The sequence below is a fragment of the Chryseobacterium cucumeris genome (genome assembly GCF_016775705.1).
Taxonomy (GTDB): domain Bacteria; phylum Bacteroidota; class Bacteroidia; order Flavobacteriales; family Weeksellaceae; genus Chryseobacterium; species Chryseobacterium cupriresistens.
In genome coordinates this window covers 2,505,094-2,520,213 of the sequence record NZ_CP068760.1, presented here as the reverse complement: position 1 = coordinate 2,520,213, position 15,120 = coordinate 2,505,094, and the positions used below count along the sequence as shown (strand labels likewise).

At 38.1% G+C, this 15,120-nt stretch carries 8 protein-coding genes; 3 read left to right on the top strand and 5 right to left on the bottom strand.

All coding sequences use genetic code 11. The features are described 5' to 3' along the window. The first annotated feature begins 45 nt into the window (after positions 1 to 45). Positions 46 to 1,050 carry a glycosyltransferase gene (locus JNG87_RS11340; protein WP_202838534.1) on the top strand — a complete coding sequence of 335 codons (1,005 nt, stop codon included), beginning with the start codon at positions 46 to 48 and terminating at the stop codon, positions 1,048 to 1,050. A 197-nt stretch (positions 1,051 to 1,247) separates the two neighbouring features. Here JNG87_RS11340 and JNG87_RS11335 read toward each other — a convergent pair whose 3' ends face one another. Then, positions 1,248 to 2,477, bottom strand: coding sequence for an aminotransferase class I/II-fold pyridoxal phosphate-dependent enzyme (locus tag JNG87_RS11335; protein ID WP_202838533.1), 1,230 nt, complete (start codon positions 2,475 to 2,477; stop codon positions 1,248 to 1,250). A gap of 157 nt (positions 2,478 to 2,634) precedes the next feature. Here JNG87_RS11335 and JNG87_RS11330 point away from each other — a divergent pair, with 157 nt between their 5' ends. Continuing rightward, positions 2,635 to 3,093, top strand: coding sequence for an Lrp/AsnC family transcriptional regulator (locus JNG87_RS11330; RefSeq protein ID WP_202838532.1), 459 nt, complete (start codon positions 2,635 to 2,637; stop codon positions 3,091 to 3,093). A gap of 38 nt (positions 3,094 to 3,131) precedes the next feature. On the opposite strand, the gene JNG87_RS11325 is transcribed toward JNG87_RS11330, so the two are convergent. The 4 genes from JNG87_RS11325 to JNG87_RS11310 form a co-directional block, all read right to left on the bottom strand. Next, positions 3,132 to 4,226, bottom strand: a complete 1,095-nt coding sequence (locus JNG87_RS11325; protein ID WP_202838531.1) for a serine hydrolase domain-containing protein — start codon at positions 4,224 to 4,226, stop codon at positions 3,132 to 3,134. 199 nt (positions 4,227 to 4,425) lie between these two features. Then, positions 4,426 to 5,457 carry a bestrophin family protein gene (locus tag JNG87_RS11320; protein WP_202838530.1) on the bottom strand — a complete coding sequence of 344 codons (1,032 nt, stop codon included), beginning with the start codon at positions 5,455 to 5,457 and terminating at the stop codon, positions 4,426 to 4,428. 115 nt (positions 5,458 to 5,572) lie between these two features. Further along, positions 5,573 to 7,645 (bottom strand): thiamine pyrophosphate-dependent enzyme, encoded by a 2,073-nt coding sequence (locus JNG87_RS11315; protein WP_202838529.1) that lies wholly within the window; start codon positions 7,643 to 7,645, stop codon positions 5,573 to 5,575. A gap of 75 nt (positions 7,646 to 7,720) precedes the next feature. Continuing rightward, a complete protein-coding gene (locus JNG87_RS11310) occupies positions 7,721 to 9,841 on the bottom strand; it encodes a S8 family peptidase (RefSeq protein ID WP_202838528.1) in 2,121 nt (706 codons plus the stop codon). A gap of 423 nt (positions 9,842 to 10,264) precedes the next feature. Here JNG87_RS11310 and dnaE point away from each other — a divergent pair, with 423 nt between their 5' ends. After that, the gene (gene dnaE, locus JNG87_RS11305; RefSeq protein ID WP_202838527.1) at positions 10,265 to 14,932 is read left to right on the top strand and encodes a DNA polymerase III subunit alpha; all 4,668 of its coding nucleotides are present in this window, start codon (positions 10,265 to 10,267) and stop codon (positions 14,930 to 14,932) included. The last annotated feature ends 188 nt before the right edge of the window (positions 14,933 to 15,120 follow it).

The window sequence follows — 15,120 nt, the reverse complement described above, 5'->3', positions numbered from 1 at the left end:
TTTGTAGGTTGTTCTGCGAATAAGTAATTTTGAAAAATTTTCAATTTGAAGCCTACTATTTCTATTGTCGTTGCCATTTACAACCGGAAAGACGAACTTTTTGAGTTGCTGACTTCTCTTACTCAACAGACAGATAAGGAGTTTGAGATCATTATCGTGGATGACGGTTCTCTGATCGATCTGAAACCTACTATCAAAAACTTTGAACAGGGATTGGATATTAAATATTTCAGAAAAGATAACTCAGGACCGGGACTGACAAGAAATTACGGTGCGGCAAGAGCCGCTAACGAATGGCTGGTATTTGTAGACAGTGATGTCATTGTTGAAAAAGATTATATTGAGCATATTAAAAACGATATCCTGACCATTCCTTGTGATGCGTTTGGCGGGGCTGATAAAGCGCATAAAGGATTTAATCTGATGCAGAAAGCTATTTCTTATTCCATGACGTCTGTATTTACAACCGGAGGAATAAGGGGAAGTAAGAAAGCGGTTTCAAAATTTCAGCCCAGAAGTTTTAATATGGGAGTGAAAAAAGAAGTCTTTAAAAAAGTAGGCGGATTTTCCGAAATGAGAATTGGTGAAGATCCGGATCTTTCCATGACCCTATGGGAAAATGGTTTTACTACTGCTTTTTTTGATGATATCGCTGTATATCACAAACGTAGGGTCGATTTTGGAAAATTCTCCAAACAGGTCTATCAGTTTGGCTGTGCAAGACCGATTCTTAACCAGAGACACCCGAATTATGTAAAAATTTCCTTTGCTTTTCCTACTTTATTTATGCTGGGATATGTGATGGGCTTTCTGGAGTATTTTATTATGGGAAGAGGAATCATCCTTGCCTTTTATGGATTGTATACCTTTCTGGTGTTGTTTCACGCTTTATTGCTGACAAAAAATATCAGTATTGCCGGAATGGCAGTTATTTCCACGTATATTCAGATGTTTTCTTACGGATACGGATTTTTAAAGTCCTGGATTTTGCTGAATGTTTTCAGAATGAAGCCCGAGGATGCTTTTCCGCATCATTATTATAAGAAATAACATGAGGGATTATCAAAAAGAAAATTCAATAGGAGTGGGCTTTAGCCCATTCATCAAAATAAATAAAATCTTCCAATGGCTTTAGCCTAAACCTGTAAAAGACTACACATAACATTTGTTAATCAATATTAAAACAGGTGGATTGATAAATAAAAAAGGCTGTTTCTCACAAATGAAACAGCCTTTTTACAATAAATTTAGGAAATGGAAATGTTTTCATGGTGGTTAAGAACTCCAACTTTCAGCATGCATTCCTTCATTTTTTGGTAAGTTCTTTTGATATCGTGGTCAAGACCGATGGAGAACCTGATCAGTCCGTCTGAAATTCCTATAGATGCTCTTTCTTCTTCAGGGATTTCAGATGAGGTAGATTTTCCTGAGCATGAGAATAAGGTCTTATAGAACCCTAAACTCACAGCAAGATAACCCAGGTTTTCTGTCTGCATCAGTTCCATCAGTTCGTTTGCTTTTTCTGTTGTTCCGGCATCCAGAGTCAGTAATCCTCCGTATCCATATTCTTCATGAATCATACTTTTCATTAATTCATGGTTTTTGTGGGATGGCAAGCCCGGATAAGATACTTTTAAACCATCTTTTTCAAATCTTTCAGCCAGATACATGGCATTGTGGCTGTGCTGTTTGATTCTGATGTGTAATGTTCTCAGATTTTTTAAGATACTTGAAGATCGTAAGCTGTCCATGGTTGGGCCAAGAAGCATACATGCTCCGGAATTGACATTTTTGGTATCATCAATAAATGCCTGAGTGGCACAATATACTCCTCCTACCGTATCACTGCTTCCGTTGATGAACTTTGTGAGGCTGTGAATCACGACGTCAGCCCCGAATAATGTCGGAGAAATTGAAAGAGGGGAGAAGGTATTATCTACAATCAGTTTCAGGTTGTGTTTCTTACAGATTTCGGAAAGCTTTCTAAGATCTGCTACTTCAAGCAGCGGATTGCTGACACTTTCACAATAAATGACTTTAGTATCGGGAGTAATAGCTTTTTCTATAGATTCAAAATTATTGATATCTACAAAAGTGGTCGCTACATTGAACTGAGGGAAGAAATTTTTTAGAAAAGCATAGGTTCCTCCGTAGATAGTCCGGCTTGAAATAATATGGTCTCCACTTTTGCACACCTGCATCAAAACAGAAGTTATTGCTCCCATTCCGGATGCTGTAACGTTGGCAGATTCTGTGTTCTCCATCTTGGCAAGAGCCTGTGCCAGATAAAGATTCATCGGTGATGAATGTCTGGAGTACAGATAGCATCCTTCCGCATTGCCTTCGAAAGTATCAAACATTGTCTTTGCAGAAAGGAAGGTATAGGTGGAGCTGTCAGAGATAGAAGGATTCACTCCCCCGAATTCACCAAAATACTGAAGATCTTGGATCTCATTGGCTGCGTTAAAGTTTTCCATAAATATTGTTTTTATTTTATGGTTCTAATTTGCATTAAATTGTTAATTATTACAACATAAATTTGAATTTATAGAATATAAAACTGTAAAATATTGTTTATTTAGAAAAAATATTTAGTATCTTCGATAGTATTAAATTTTTACCAAAAAATTATCTATGGAACTTGACGAAACTGATAAGAAACTTTTGTCTTTTTTACAGGAAGACTGTAAACAAACCACCAAAGAACTGTCCGCTAAGCTTGGATTATCCGTTACAGCAATTTATGAGCGTGTAAAAAAGCTTGAAAATGCAGGGGTTATTTCAAAATATGTAGCCTTGCTGGACAAGGGTAAAGTTAAGAAAAATTTTATCGTTTTGTGTCATGTGAAACTAAGCCAGCATAAAAAAGAATTTGTTCTTCAGTTTGAAAAAGAGGTAATGGACCTTCAGGAAGTTACGGAATGTTTCCATGTAAGCGGAGATTATGATTATATCCTTAAAATAGGAGTGAAAGATATTGAAGATTACCGCAGTTTTATGCTGACGAAACTAACAACACTTCAGCACATCGCAAGTACGCACAGCTCATTTATGATTTCCGAAGTTAAAAATACGACGGCGATTGTATTGTAAGCTTATCGCAGGTTTTTTGATTTAAACTGTGTGGAAGATCAATGTTTATAAATATCTTCTTTGGTCATATTGTCGATAAAATAGTGAAGTCTTTTAATCTCGCTTCTGCCTCTGTTTTTGTCATTCAGAAAGCAGGTCGTCACGATAACCATTTTTAAATCAGGAATGATGCAGATAAGCTGTCCGCCATATCCGGTAGCTACGAAAGCCTGATGTCCGTTGGTTTTTCTCCGCCACCAGTAATAGCCGTATCCATTGGCACCTGGCATTACATCCCAGGAATCCAGTTTGACATGCTCAGCTGTCGATTCCTGAATCCATTTTGAGGAAACAATCTGTCTGCCTCCAAGTTTTCCGTTATTCAGGATCATCAAACCAAATTTCAGCATATCTTCAGGTTTCATAAACATTTCCGAACCTGCAATATTTCTGTTCATGGAATCTGTATCCCATCGGGGAACATTGATCTTTAATGGTTTAAAAAGGTTTTCTGCTGCAAATTGTTTCAGATTGGTTTTCACAATTTTTGCCAGTGCTGCTCCGAAAAGGTGGGTTTCACCGCTGTTATAATTGAATACGGTTCCCGGATACTCTTCAAAAGGAAGATCCAGTACAAACTTTACAGGATCACCGGAAAATGACATGGCTGTTGAAATTTTTGAATTTTCAACCCAGTCAAAACCACCCTGCATGGTCAATAGATTTTTTAACGTTAATGTATTTCTGATGGAATCATGAGCTACTTTTCCTTCAATATTGGAAATGTTTTTGAAACTGCTTCTCGATATATTGTATTCCGGAAGAATTTTTAAAACCGGTGTATTGAGATTAGGAAGTATGTTTTTATCTTGTGCAATGCCTGCCAGAACAGAGACGATACTCTTGGTAACGGACTTTATGCTGAAGATGGTTTCCTTGCTGGCTCCGTGGAAATAATGCTCATAAATCAGTTTGTCATTTTGGGAAACAATGAACGATCCCAAAGAAGAAATGCTGTCATTAATTTCTTTGGTAAATCCGTCCGTAAACTCTTTGGGTAACTCTTTGTTGAAAGCTGCCTGTGATTTCACTTTAGGGGAGAATAAGGCAAGACATAACATTGCGATAGCCTGCAGGAGTTGATTGGATTTCATTGTTTACAAAAGGAAGGATAAAATTATTAGTTGATGGAAAAAGTAAAAGCTAAATCAATTCGGATGAATCAATATAGCTTATGCTTTCAATGCTTCTAAATTATGAAAAACAATGAACTTTTTGAATACTTTTTAGAGAATATTTTAAAGTTTACAATGATTTTGATATAAAGTTTAGGTCTTCAAGATAACTAAGAAATTATACCAACACTCCATTTTTAGAAGAAATAGGATCCGGAAGGTCTGTTTCTCCGCTCATCTGAAGAAGGTCTATTTCAATCGTTCTGCAGATTGAAAGCATCGGAACATCAAACATTAATCCTGCAAAAGGATTTTCAGAATAATCTCCTACCAGTTCCATAATGATATAAATCCATCCGATAATAATACAGAAAGGAATAGAGGTCCATATTCCCCAATCTCCCAATTTGGCAAACTCGTTCACTAATCCCAGGGGAAGAAGCATGATGAACAGAATATTAAAAACAAAAGCTGTACTGGCAAACTGTCTTGGAGAAGGGAATTTTTTAATTCTCTCCGCCTGTCCCTGGAAATTGTAGAATTCATTCAGGCTGTTTTGAAGCTGAGTCTGATTGAAATCCGTAATGGCATTCATATTTTTCAGCTCGTTAATGTCTTTCGCTTGTTGGGCAACCAGATAGGTAGCAAAATTTTTATAATCATTTTTAAGATCATACTCTTCCTCTGACAGATATTTGTGCAGGAAAATAGGAGCTCTTCCGTAGTCAGGAAAACCGGCTTTTATTAACCTATTTCTTCTCAGGTTGATATTCCCGAATTTATTATTTTCTGTGCTGATATGCTCCCATTCTGTAGGAATCAAAAGCTGTTCCCGGAAAGTATATAACCATGCTATATGACGGTAAACGATTCTTCTTTTACGGTCTTCAAGATCAAAAACACCAATTTCTTCATTTTTAGTATCGAAGGCATATACCATAGAGGCAAATGAACGGCTGGAATTCACAATTCCGCCCCAGATTTTTCTGGCTTCCCAAAGTCTGTCATAAGCCTGATTGTTTTTAAAACCAACAAGGAATGCTTCTGCCGTACCAATCAAAGCTACTGGAACCCATGGAATAGTCATCCACTGCCAATTGAAAAAATAGAATAGGACAGCGATCAGCGTACACCAGATTGAAATCAGTATAAGATGAAAACCTGATAAATTGAGAACCTGCTTATAATTGACGTATTTAGTAGTGATCATAAAGAAGTATCGAATTTTTGGTGCATATAAACAAAATAGATACCAAAATGAGACATCTGTTCTGTTGATTAAAATTAATAAAAAAAACCTCTGATTTTTCAGAGGTTTCAATTATTTAATATTTCAGCATTTCTTCGATCTTACTGCTGAGCTTTTCAGCATTTGGAAGCATTTCTTTTTCCAGAACAAGGTTGATAGGAACAGCAGGTACATCCAGTGATCCCATTGTTTCTACCGGTGCGTCAAGATACCTGAAGCAATTTTTGGAAATACGGTGTGCAAAAGCTTCTGCAAAAGAGTTATTAAGCTGTTCTTCTGTTAGAACGATACATTTTCCATGCGCTTTCACTCTTTCGAAAACAAGTTCTTCATCAAGAGGGATCAATGTTCTTAAGTCGATCACTTCAACTCTTCCGTTGAATCTCTTAGCTGCTTCTTTAGCCCAGTAAACTCCCATTCCATAAGTAACTATCAATAAAGTTCTGCCTTTTTCGGTTTCATCCTTATCTGCTTCAATAATTACTTTACCTTTTCCAAATGGAAGAACATAGTCTTCAGCAGGCTCTATCGTTTTGGCATCTTCAGTTCCCGGAACTTTACTCCAGTACAACCCTTTATGCTCCAGCATCACTATCGGGTTCGGATCATAATAAGCTGCTTTTAGCAAACCTTTAAAATCTGCGGCATTACTTGGGTATGCTATTTTGATTCCTTTGATATTGGCTAAGATACTTTCCACACTTCCACTATGGTAAGGACCGCCGCCGCCATAGGCTCCGATAGGAACACGGATGATATTGCTTACCGGGAATTTTCCACCGCTTAAATAACTTGATTTTGAAATTTCCGTAATCAACTGGTTGATTCCCGGATAAATATAATCTGCAAACTGAACCTCAACAATTGGTTTCAGCCCAACAGCACTCATTCCGGCAGTAGATCCTATGATATAAGCTTCCTGAATGGCCGTATTGAATACTCTTTTGCTTCCGAATTTTTTTCCTAAAGTAACCGTTTCACGGAAAACTCCACCGATTCTTTCACCTACATCCTGCCCATAAAGAAGTGCTTCAGGGTGTTTCCACATCAGTTCCTGGATGGCATGGATGGCAGCATCCACCATTACAATTTTTTCTCCGTTGGCGGGTTCACGTGTCCCTGTTTCCTCAGTAATGGGAGTTGGGGCAAAAACGTGCTGCATTACGGTTTCAGGCTTTGGATCCTCTGCATTTTTAGCTTTTTCAAAAGCTTCTTCTGCTTCAAGACGCGCCTTTTTAGTGATTTGCTTTAAAAGATCTTCATCAACACCTGTTTCCAGTAAATGTTTTCTAAGGATTTCTCCCGGATCTTTGGCCCTGTGTTTTGTTAAATCTTCTTCGTCTCTATAGAATTCTCTTCTTACTCCTGAAGTGTGATGACCGATCAATACCGTTTTGGCACAGACAACAAGAGGCTTTCTTTCTGTTCTTACAAAATCTACGGCTTTTTTCATGGCTTCGAAACTTTCCACAAAATCAGTTCCGTCTACTCTCATTCTGCTTAACCCCGTGAATCCTGCTACAAAATCGTATGCATCACAGGTTCTTGCTTCGTCTTTCGTTACGGAAATTCCCCATTCGTTATCCTGAACAAGGAAGATGATCGGAAGCTGATGCAGAGCTGCAAACTGTAAAGCTTCACTCACTTCACCTTCTGTAACGGAATTGTCTCCAAGACTACAAACCACAACAGGATTGTTTTCAAATTGCTGAAGATTGAAATCCTGAATGTATTTGATTCCCTGTGCAACTCCTGTCGTTGGGATAGTCTGCATTCCAGTAGCGGAACTCTGGTGAACGATTTTTGGTTTGTTTTCATCCCTGCTTGAAGGGTGGGAGTAATAAGATCTTCCTCCCGAAAAAGGATCATCAGCTTTAGCCAGTAACTGAAGCATTAGTTGGTAAGGTTCAAAACCGATTCCTAAAAGAATGCTTTCGTCTCTGTAATAGGGAGAAACCCAGTCTTCTTTTTTAAGCTGATAGGCTGTCGCAAGCTGGATGGCTTCGTGACCTCTGGAAGTACTGTGAACGTATTTGCATACATTTCTGTTTTCTTCGTAAATGTCAGCCATTGCCTTGGCCAGCATCATATGATTATACGCTTTGAGTAATATATCCTGAGAAACTTTTTCGTGAAGTGCATTTTCCATAGGAAGCAAATATACATAAAAAAACAAAATACTAACAACTGTTAGTATTTTGTGAAAAATCTTTGTTTATATAGGTTATTCCTTGATCACTTTTTTAGAAATAACATCTTTGTCTGTTTTTATTTCAATGATGTAAATTCCATTGGTGTACGCAGATAAATCTATTGGTTCTTTGTGATTGTTGATCTTTCCTTTCTGTAACTTCTTACCTGAAAGATCATAGACATTGAATGTGGAATTTTTAGGAGCTTTTAATACATTGGTGAAATCTTTTACAACCGTTGGTGCGATCGTTATGCCATCAGATTTTCTTAATCCGGCATCCTTGGTTCCCAGCACTTCGCTAAATCCTGATGCAATGATAGAATAATTCTGAGGGGAAGTAACACTTGGAGAAGCGTTATTTTTTAATGTTCCTTTATGAGAAATCTCAATTCTATAAACAGCTCCTGGTGTTGGGTTATCAATAACAACCTGCTCTACATTATCTACTGTGTTGTCTCCTTTTGTAGCAGGAGTCATTGGATCTAATGCATTTAATTTCCAAGGCTGATAAATGATGCCTGTTCCGGTATCTATAATTCTTACATCCAGATCGTTTATTAATCTGGAAGTTCTGTTGTTGTAGGCTTCTGCCCATGTTATGCTTGTGGGGATAACATATTCCGGATCAATCCAGGATAGGGTTACTTTTAAGGGTTCAGATCCGGATGCTTTCACTGTTCGAGCATTAACCGAACCATTATTTAAGGTTTCATCATTAAATAGTATGGTATTGTTGGATTTTCCTACAAGAAGTTCTGCTCCTTTTTTTGCATCTATATACCCCCAGCCATTCCATGGGTCCGGGCCGACAGTTCCTGCTTCCGATGCAGAGTGGATCATTAAGGTTTTTGCAGAGGCTGCATTAAGCTCAAGAGCAGGATATAGCTGTTTATAAATCTGCATCCAGACTCCTATGATTCCGGTAACAATAGGCCCGGAAAAAGAGGTTCCACTGCCCACGTTATATAAGCTGCTGCCTGTTGTATTTTCCGCTGTGGAACCATATCCTACATTAGTTCCTGTAGTAATAATGTCCGGTTTTATAGCGCCGTCATCTCTTGGACCTGCGCTGCTGTAGCTTGATTTTATAACATCAGAAGGAGAGGAGTATCTTTTGTCGCTGGCAGTCAGGATATCAGAAGCACCTACTACAATAATGTTTTTTGCCAAAGAACCAAAACCAATACAGTCATATCCTAAAGCGCAGTTGTTTTGTGGAAGTGTGTCTGTAGCTGCAAATTGTACATAAGTTCCTGCACTGTTTTTATAATATTTAGCTAAGGTGTTTCCTGTTGGCCCCATTCCATATGAATTTCCGGCTGATTTAACGATAACATAGGTGGGATTGTTATACACGATATTGTCATAAGTCTGGTCGCTATCAAGATAGGTTCCCTGTAGATCAGCAGTGGTTCCAGGGCTTATGAACTGCCCGCCCCATATCCAGGCAATTCCATAAAGGCTACTCCAGCCAGGGTTTGTACCGTATGAATGATTGGACATTTTGGGCTGTGCCAGGACTATTTTTTCAAATACCGTACTGGAAGCAGAACCTCCGGGTAATGTTGTAGTAGCGAAGGCATAATTGTCAAAAGTTGAATTTTGTGCTATTCCTCTTAAATTCGTAACCCGGGTTGTTCCATTGGTAAATGTAAGCGTATAAGGATAGTCTTTGGCGCCGATAAATCCTGTAACAGCAGTGGCATGTGAGCTGTAATTCATGGTACTGGCTTCTTTATTATTAACCCTGTCTGCTGCGTTGTTAAACAGTTCATGTCCTTCAAATGCTCTTCCGCCATCAAAGATGGTATATTTAATATTTTCGCCGTTAAATGAACCTGTCAACCCTGTGATGGTGCCATTCTGTAAAAAGTCTGCATTGGAGTTTTTTATTTGATCCAAATCATCCGACTGATAGAAATAAGGCTTTCCATCCGGATCGAATCCTGCCAAAATTTTTCGCTGTTCTTCGAGTTCTTTAAGTGTCTCAGGATTTTTATCAGACTCAAAATGCTTTGAGAGAAACAGATCAAATTTTTTGTTGTTTTCTATTCGTTGCCGTTCTAATGTTTTTTTTAAAACTTCATTACTGTTTTGCGCATTCATGACAATGGTTGTCAGTATGCCGATCGAAATAAAAATTTTTTTCATTGTGATATTTTTTATGTTCTTTGGTTGTTAAATGTATGGATAAAATGCTTTTATTTTTTATTTTGTACAACTGAATGTTGTTTTTATTGATTATTTTAATGTTTTATTTGGTTATTTATGAATAATCTAATATTTTAATTTGTGTTTATAGTTTTTATTTTACTGGATTTAAATGAGAATTGATGGTTTTTGACAGGAAAACAGTTAGAAAAAGTCCTGAGATTAGCATTCATGGTATTTTTATATGTTATAATTTATCATTTGATGGAGAATTAATTGGAAAAAAAGCAAATCCAAGGAGTAGAAAAAATTAAGCTTTATATTTTTAAAAGGCGGAGATTTTATATTCTGAAACCAGGGTGGTGATTAGAAAAAAATGAAGTAACTTTACATTCTCTTTTTATAAAAAAGTTAGAACATTATATGTATTTAATTTTTGACACAGAAACAACCGGTTTACCAAAAAATTTCAACGCTCCGCTTTCAGACTCGGATAACTGGCCCAGAATGGTCCAGATTGCATGGCAGGTGCACGATGATGATGGAAACTTGATTGAAAACCAGGATTATATAATAAAACCTGAAGGGTATGATATTCCCTTCAACGCAGCACGTATTCACGGAATTACAACCAAAATTGCCAATGAAGAAGGACGTGATCTTCAGGAGGTTCTTGAAGAATTCTCTACCGTTCTTGAAAAAATCAGGGTGGTTTCCGGGCATAATGTAGAGTTCGATTACAATATCGTAGGAGCAGAATTTTACAGAAAAAACCTGAAAGATAACCTTCAGGAAAAGCCTAAAGCGGATACTATGATTTTGGGAACCGACTTCTGCCAGCTGGGCGGTGGCCGGGGAGGCCGTTTTAAACCTCCGAAACTTGAAGAATTATATGAAAAACTTTATGGGAACAAATTTGATGAAGCCCATAATGCTGCAGCCGACGTAAATGCAACGGCCAGAGCTTTCTTTGAAATGGTAAGAATTGGCGTAGTTCCTGCTGAAACATTAAAGATTTCAGAAGATCAGCTCGCGTATTTCAGAAGCCTTTATCCGGACCCGATCAAGCCCTTCAATATTGTTATCAGAAGGCAGGTTGCTGATTTTCATAATAAGAAAAAGCAGCAGGATTTCGGAAGTATTGATGAAATTGATTTAGGTAAATATTTCAATTTTGATAACCATAGTGTTTTCTCTACGCTTACGGCTACCTCAAGCATTAATGACCTGATTAAAAAAGCCTCTGATGAAAATTTCCCAGCTGTCGGAATGGTAGATCTTGGAAATATGATGGGAGCTTTCAAGTTCGTCTCGGCAGTAGAAGGAGCTAATGCAGACAGAGCGAAAAAGCATAAAGAATACCTGGCAAAAAAACAGGAAGCAGAAGAAAACGGAACAGAATTTACTGAAGAAGAGCCTGTTTCAGAACCGCTTATTCCTGTAGTGGGTTGTGAGTTTTATATTTCAGACCGTTACGAACAAAAGCAGTTTACCAAAGATGATCCGGACAGAAGAACACAGGTTGTGCTTTTGGCGAAAGATTTTAATGGATATAAAAACCTGGCAAAACTCTCCAGTATCGGATTCCTGAAAGGATTCTATTTTGGAGTTCCCAGGGTGAGCAGGGAGTTGATTGCTCAATATAAGGAAGGAGTCATAGCTTTAACATCCGGAATTATGGGGGATATTCCCGACGCGATCTTAAATACCGGTGAGCAGAAAGGAGAGGAGCTTTTCAAATGGTGGAAAGACACCTTTGAAGATGATTTTTATGTGCAGATTCAGAATCACAAACTGCCTGAAGAAGAACATTTAAATGAAGTTCTTTTGTATCTGGCAGATAAATATAATGTGAAAATTTTAGCTCAGAACGAAACCTTTTACACCAATAAAGATGATTCTAATATTCAGGACATTGTAAGCTGTATCAAAGATGGTGAAAAGCTTACTACGCCTATTGGAAAAGGATTCGGTAAAAGGAGAGGGCTGGCGACAGGCGAATATTACATCAAAAATTCTGATGAAATAAAAGAAGCCTTTTTAGCCTATCCGGATGCTTTTGATGCCTATGAAGAATTTACGGCAAAATTTAAACCTTATACCTTAAAAAGAGACGTACTTCTTCCTAAATTTGATATCCCTGCGGAATTTATCCATGCAGAAGATGAGGTAGACGGCGGAAAAAGAGGGGAAATGGCTTACCTTACCTATCTTACCTATGAAGGTGCCAAGAAAAGGTATGCAGAAACGGGTATTACTGATGAAATTAAAGAACGTCTTGACTTTGAGCTTGAGGTAATTGCCAATACCGGTTATCCGGGGTACTTCCTTATCGTACAGGATTTCTGTAATGAAGCCCGTAATATGGGTGTTTGGGTTGGTCCGGGAAGAGGGTCGGCGGCAGGATCTGCGGTGGCGTACTGTATCGGAATTACCAATGTAGACCCCATCAAATATGATCTCCTTTTTGAGAGATTCTTGAACCCGGAAAGGGTTTCCATGCCCGATATTGATATTGACTTTGATGATGAAGGGCGAGATAAAATTATCAAATGGGTTGTTGAAAAATATGGAAAAACTCAGGTAGCACAAATTATTACATACTCGGTATTGGGAGGAAAATCTGCCATTAAAGATGCCGGAAGGGTTTTGGATGTGCCTATTCCTGATACCAATAATATTGCCAAACTGATTCCTCCAAGTCCCGGGATGAATATTGCAAAAGCTTTAGCGAAGTATGATAAATTAAAACCGGAAGAACAGATGCTCGTTGATGAGATGAGATATGTTCTTGAAAGTCCTGATGATGCACGACACGGAGTTTTAGCAAGTGCTAAAAAAATGGAAGGCTGTATCAGAAACACCGGAATTCACGCCTGCGGGGTGATTATTACGCCGGAAGATGTGAGTAATCTTGTTCCGGTTACCATTGCAGCAAAAGATGCTGATATCCTGGTGTCACAGTTTGATAACTCTGTTGCGGAAAGTGCCGGTCTTCTGAAGATGGACTTTTTGGGGCTGAGAACGCTGACTATTATTAAAGATGCATTGAAGCTTGTTAAAGCAAGATATGGAGTGGATATTGATCCGGATCTTATTCCGCTGGATGATGCCAAAACATATCAACTGTTTAAAGAAGGAAGAACGGTCGGGATTTTCCAGTATGAAAGTCCGGGAATGCAAAAATACATGAGAGAGCTTAAACCGACGGTTTTTGCCGATCTTATCGCTATGAATGCCTTGTACCGTCCCGGTCCGATTAAATATATCCCGAACTTCATCAACAGAAAGCACGGAATTGAAGAGATTGTCTACGACTTACCGGAAACAGAAGAATATTTAAAAGAAACATACGGAATTACCGTTTATCAGGAGCAGGTAATGCTTTTGTCCCAGAAGCTGGCCAACTTTACCAAAGGTGAAGCCGATACTTTAAGAAAGGCAATGGGTAAAAAGCAGATTGATGTTCTTAATAAAATGTACCCGAAATTTATTGAAGGAGGTAGAAAAAACAACCTTAATGAAGAAAGGCTGGAGAAGATCTGGAATGACTGGAAAGCCTTTGCAGAATATGCCTTCAATAAGTCCCACTCAACGTGTTATGCATTCATCGCTTATCAGACCGCCTATTTAAAAGCTAATTATCCGGCAGAATACATGGCGAGTGTAATGAGTAATAACATTAACAACACAGATTCTATCACCATGTTCATGGAAGACTGTAAAAGTATGGGCGTGGATGTTCTGGGACCGGACGTGAATGAATCTCAATACAAATTCTCCGTAAACGAAAAAGGACAGATCCGCTTTGGGTTGGGTGCAATAAAAGGAATTGGGGAAGGACCGAGTGAAGCAATTACAAGAGAGAGAGAAAACGGAAGGTTTAAAAATATTTATGATTTCTTCGAAAGAATACTACCTTCACAGATGAACAAAAGGGTAGCGGAGAGTTTGGTGCTTGCAGGTGCTTTTGATGAACTGGATGCTTTCCATAGGGGACAGTACTTTGATATTGACATGGCAGGAAAGACCAATCTTGAAAGACTGATCAGATACGGGCAGAGTTTCCAGGAAAGCAAAAACGAGATGGAGCACTCTTTATTTGCGGATTTCGCAGAAGAAGTTCAGATTGAACAGCCGAAACTGGCTCCATGTCCGGAATGGCCCAATATGCATAAGCTTAATAAAGAAAAAGAGATCATTGGCTTCTATCTTTCTGCTCATCCGCTGGACGAATTTAAATATCAGTTCCAGTTTATGCAGGGGCAGCTTTCTAAAAAAGCAGTTCTTGAGAAAAATGAAGAAGAAAAGGTTGTTACCGATGAAGCGCCTGTTTTGGAACAGGATGCCCTGGACGATGCTGTGGATCTTACGGAAATTGTTTCAGATGATATAGTGGCAGGAGAAGAGGAAGTGATAGAAGAAGTTACTAAGAAGGCAGAGCCAAAAGGGAATTTCTTATTCCTGAATCTGGATGAGGTGGATGCTTACAAAGAACAGGCTTTCTCTAATAAACAGGAAGAACTGTTTGAAGAGAAAAAGAAAGACTGGAAAACCCTTCAGAAAGAGAGGGAAAATGGCGGTGGTGGTAAAGAATATACTGTAGCCGGTCTTATTACCGAATACAGGGTTCAGGATGGTTTCAGAAGTGGTGAGAAAGTAGCTTTTGTTACACTTGAAGATTATTCCGGATCCTATTCATTCAGGCTGGGAGACAGAGATTACATGAGATTGAAAGAAAAGCTGGAAGTACAGAGATTTGTGATTTTTAAGATAAAATTTGCTCAGGTAAAAGATGGCAGGGTCTTCGTTAATGTAAATGATGTAATTGAACTTCAGGAAGCATTTGAACGATTTGCAAAGAGTATATCATTGGTGATGGATGTGATGGATGTAAGACCTGAAGATCTCGACTTTTTCAGAACGGTTCTCGACAGAAACAAAGGAAACCAAAAATTGAAATTCTTTATCAAAAACCTGGAAGATGACTCCCATATTGAAGTTCAGTCTATGAAACATTCGGTGGATCTGAATGGTGATCTGATAAAAGAAATTCAACTTCTTAATAAATATGAATTTTATTTAAACTAGAAAAATACATGATAAAGAAAGGAGTGGCTTATGCCACTCTTTTTTTTGTTTATATATTATCAGTATTGATGAAAAATTTTAAATAGTTTTTCTCTTAAGATAGAAAAATTTACTGAAGTCTATTTTGGTTGTATATTAGTTAAGTGTCTGTTATTTAATTAGTTGTTATTTTTCATCATATTGCGAAA

Coding starts and splice junctions, on each gene's coding strand:
- JNG87_RS11335 (WP_202838533.1), bottom strand. CDS start 2,477: ATGGAAAACTTTAACGCAGCCAATGAGATCCAAGATCTTCAGTATTTT.
- JNG87_RS11330 (WP_202838532.1), top strand. CDS start 2,635: ATGGAACTTGACGAAACTGATAAGAAACTTTTGTCTTTTTTACAGGAA.
- JNG87_RS11325 (WP_202838531.1), bottom strand. CDS start 4,226: ATGAAATCCAATCAACTCCTGCAGGCTATCGCAATGTTATGTCTTGCC.
- JNG87_RS11320 (WP_202838530.1), bottom strand. CDS start 5,457: ATGATCACTACTAAATACGTCAATTATAAGCAGGTTCTCAATTTATCA.
- JNG87_RS11315 (WP_202838529.1), bottom strand. CDS start 7,645: ATGGAAAATGCACTTCACGAAAAAGTTTCTCAGGATATATTACTCAAA.
- JNG87_RS11310 (WP_202838528.1), bottom strand. CDS start 9,841: ATGAAAAAAATTTTTATTTCGATCGGCATACTGACAACCATTGTCATG.
- dnaE (WP_202838527.1), top strand. CDS start 10,265: ATGTATTTAATTTTTGACACAGAAACAACCGGTTTACCAAAAAATTTC.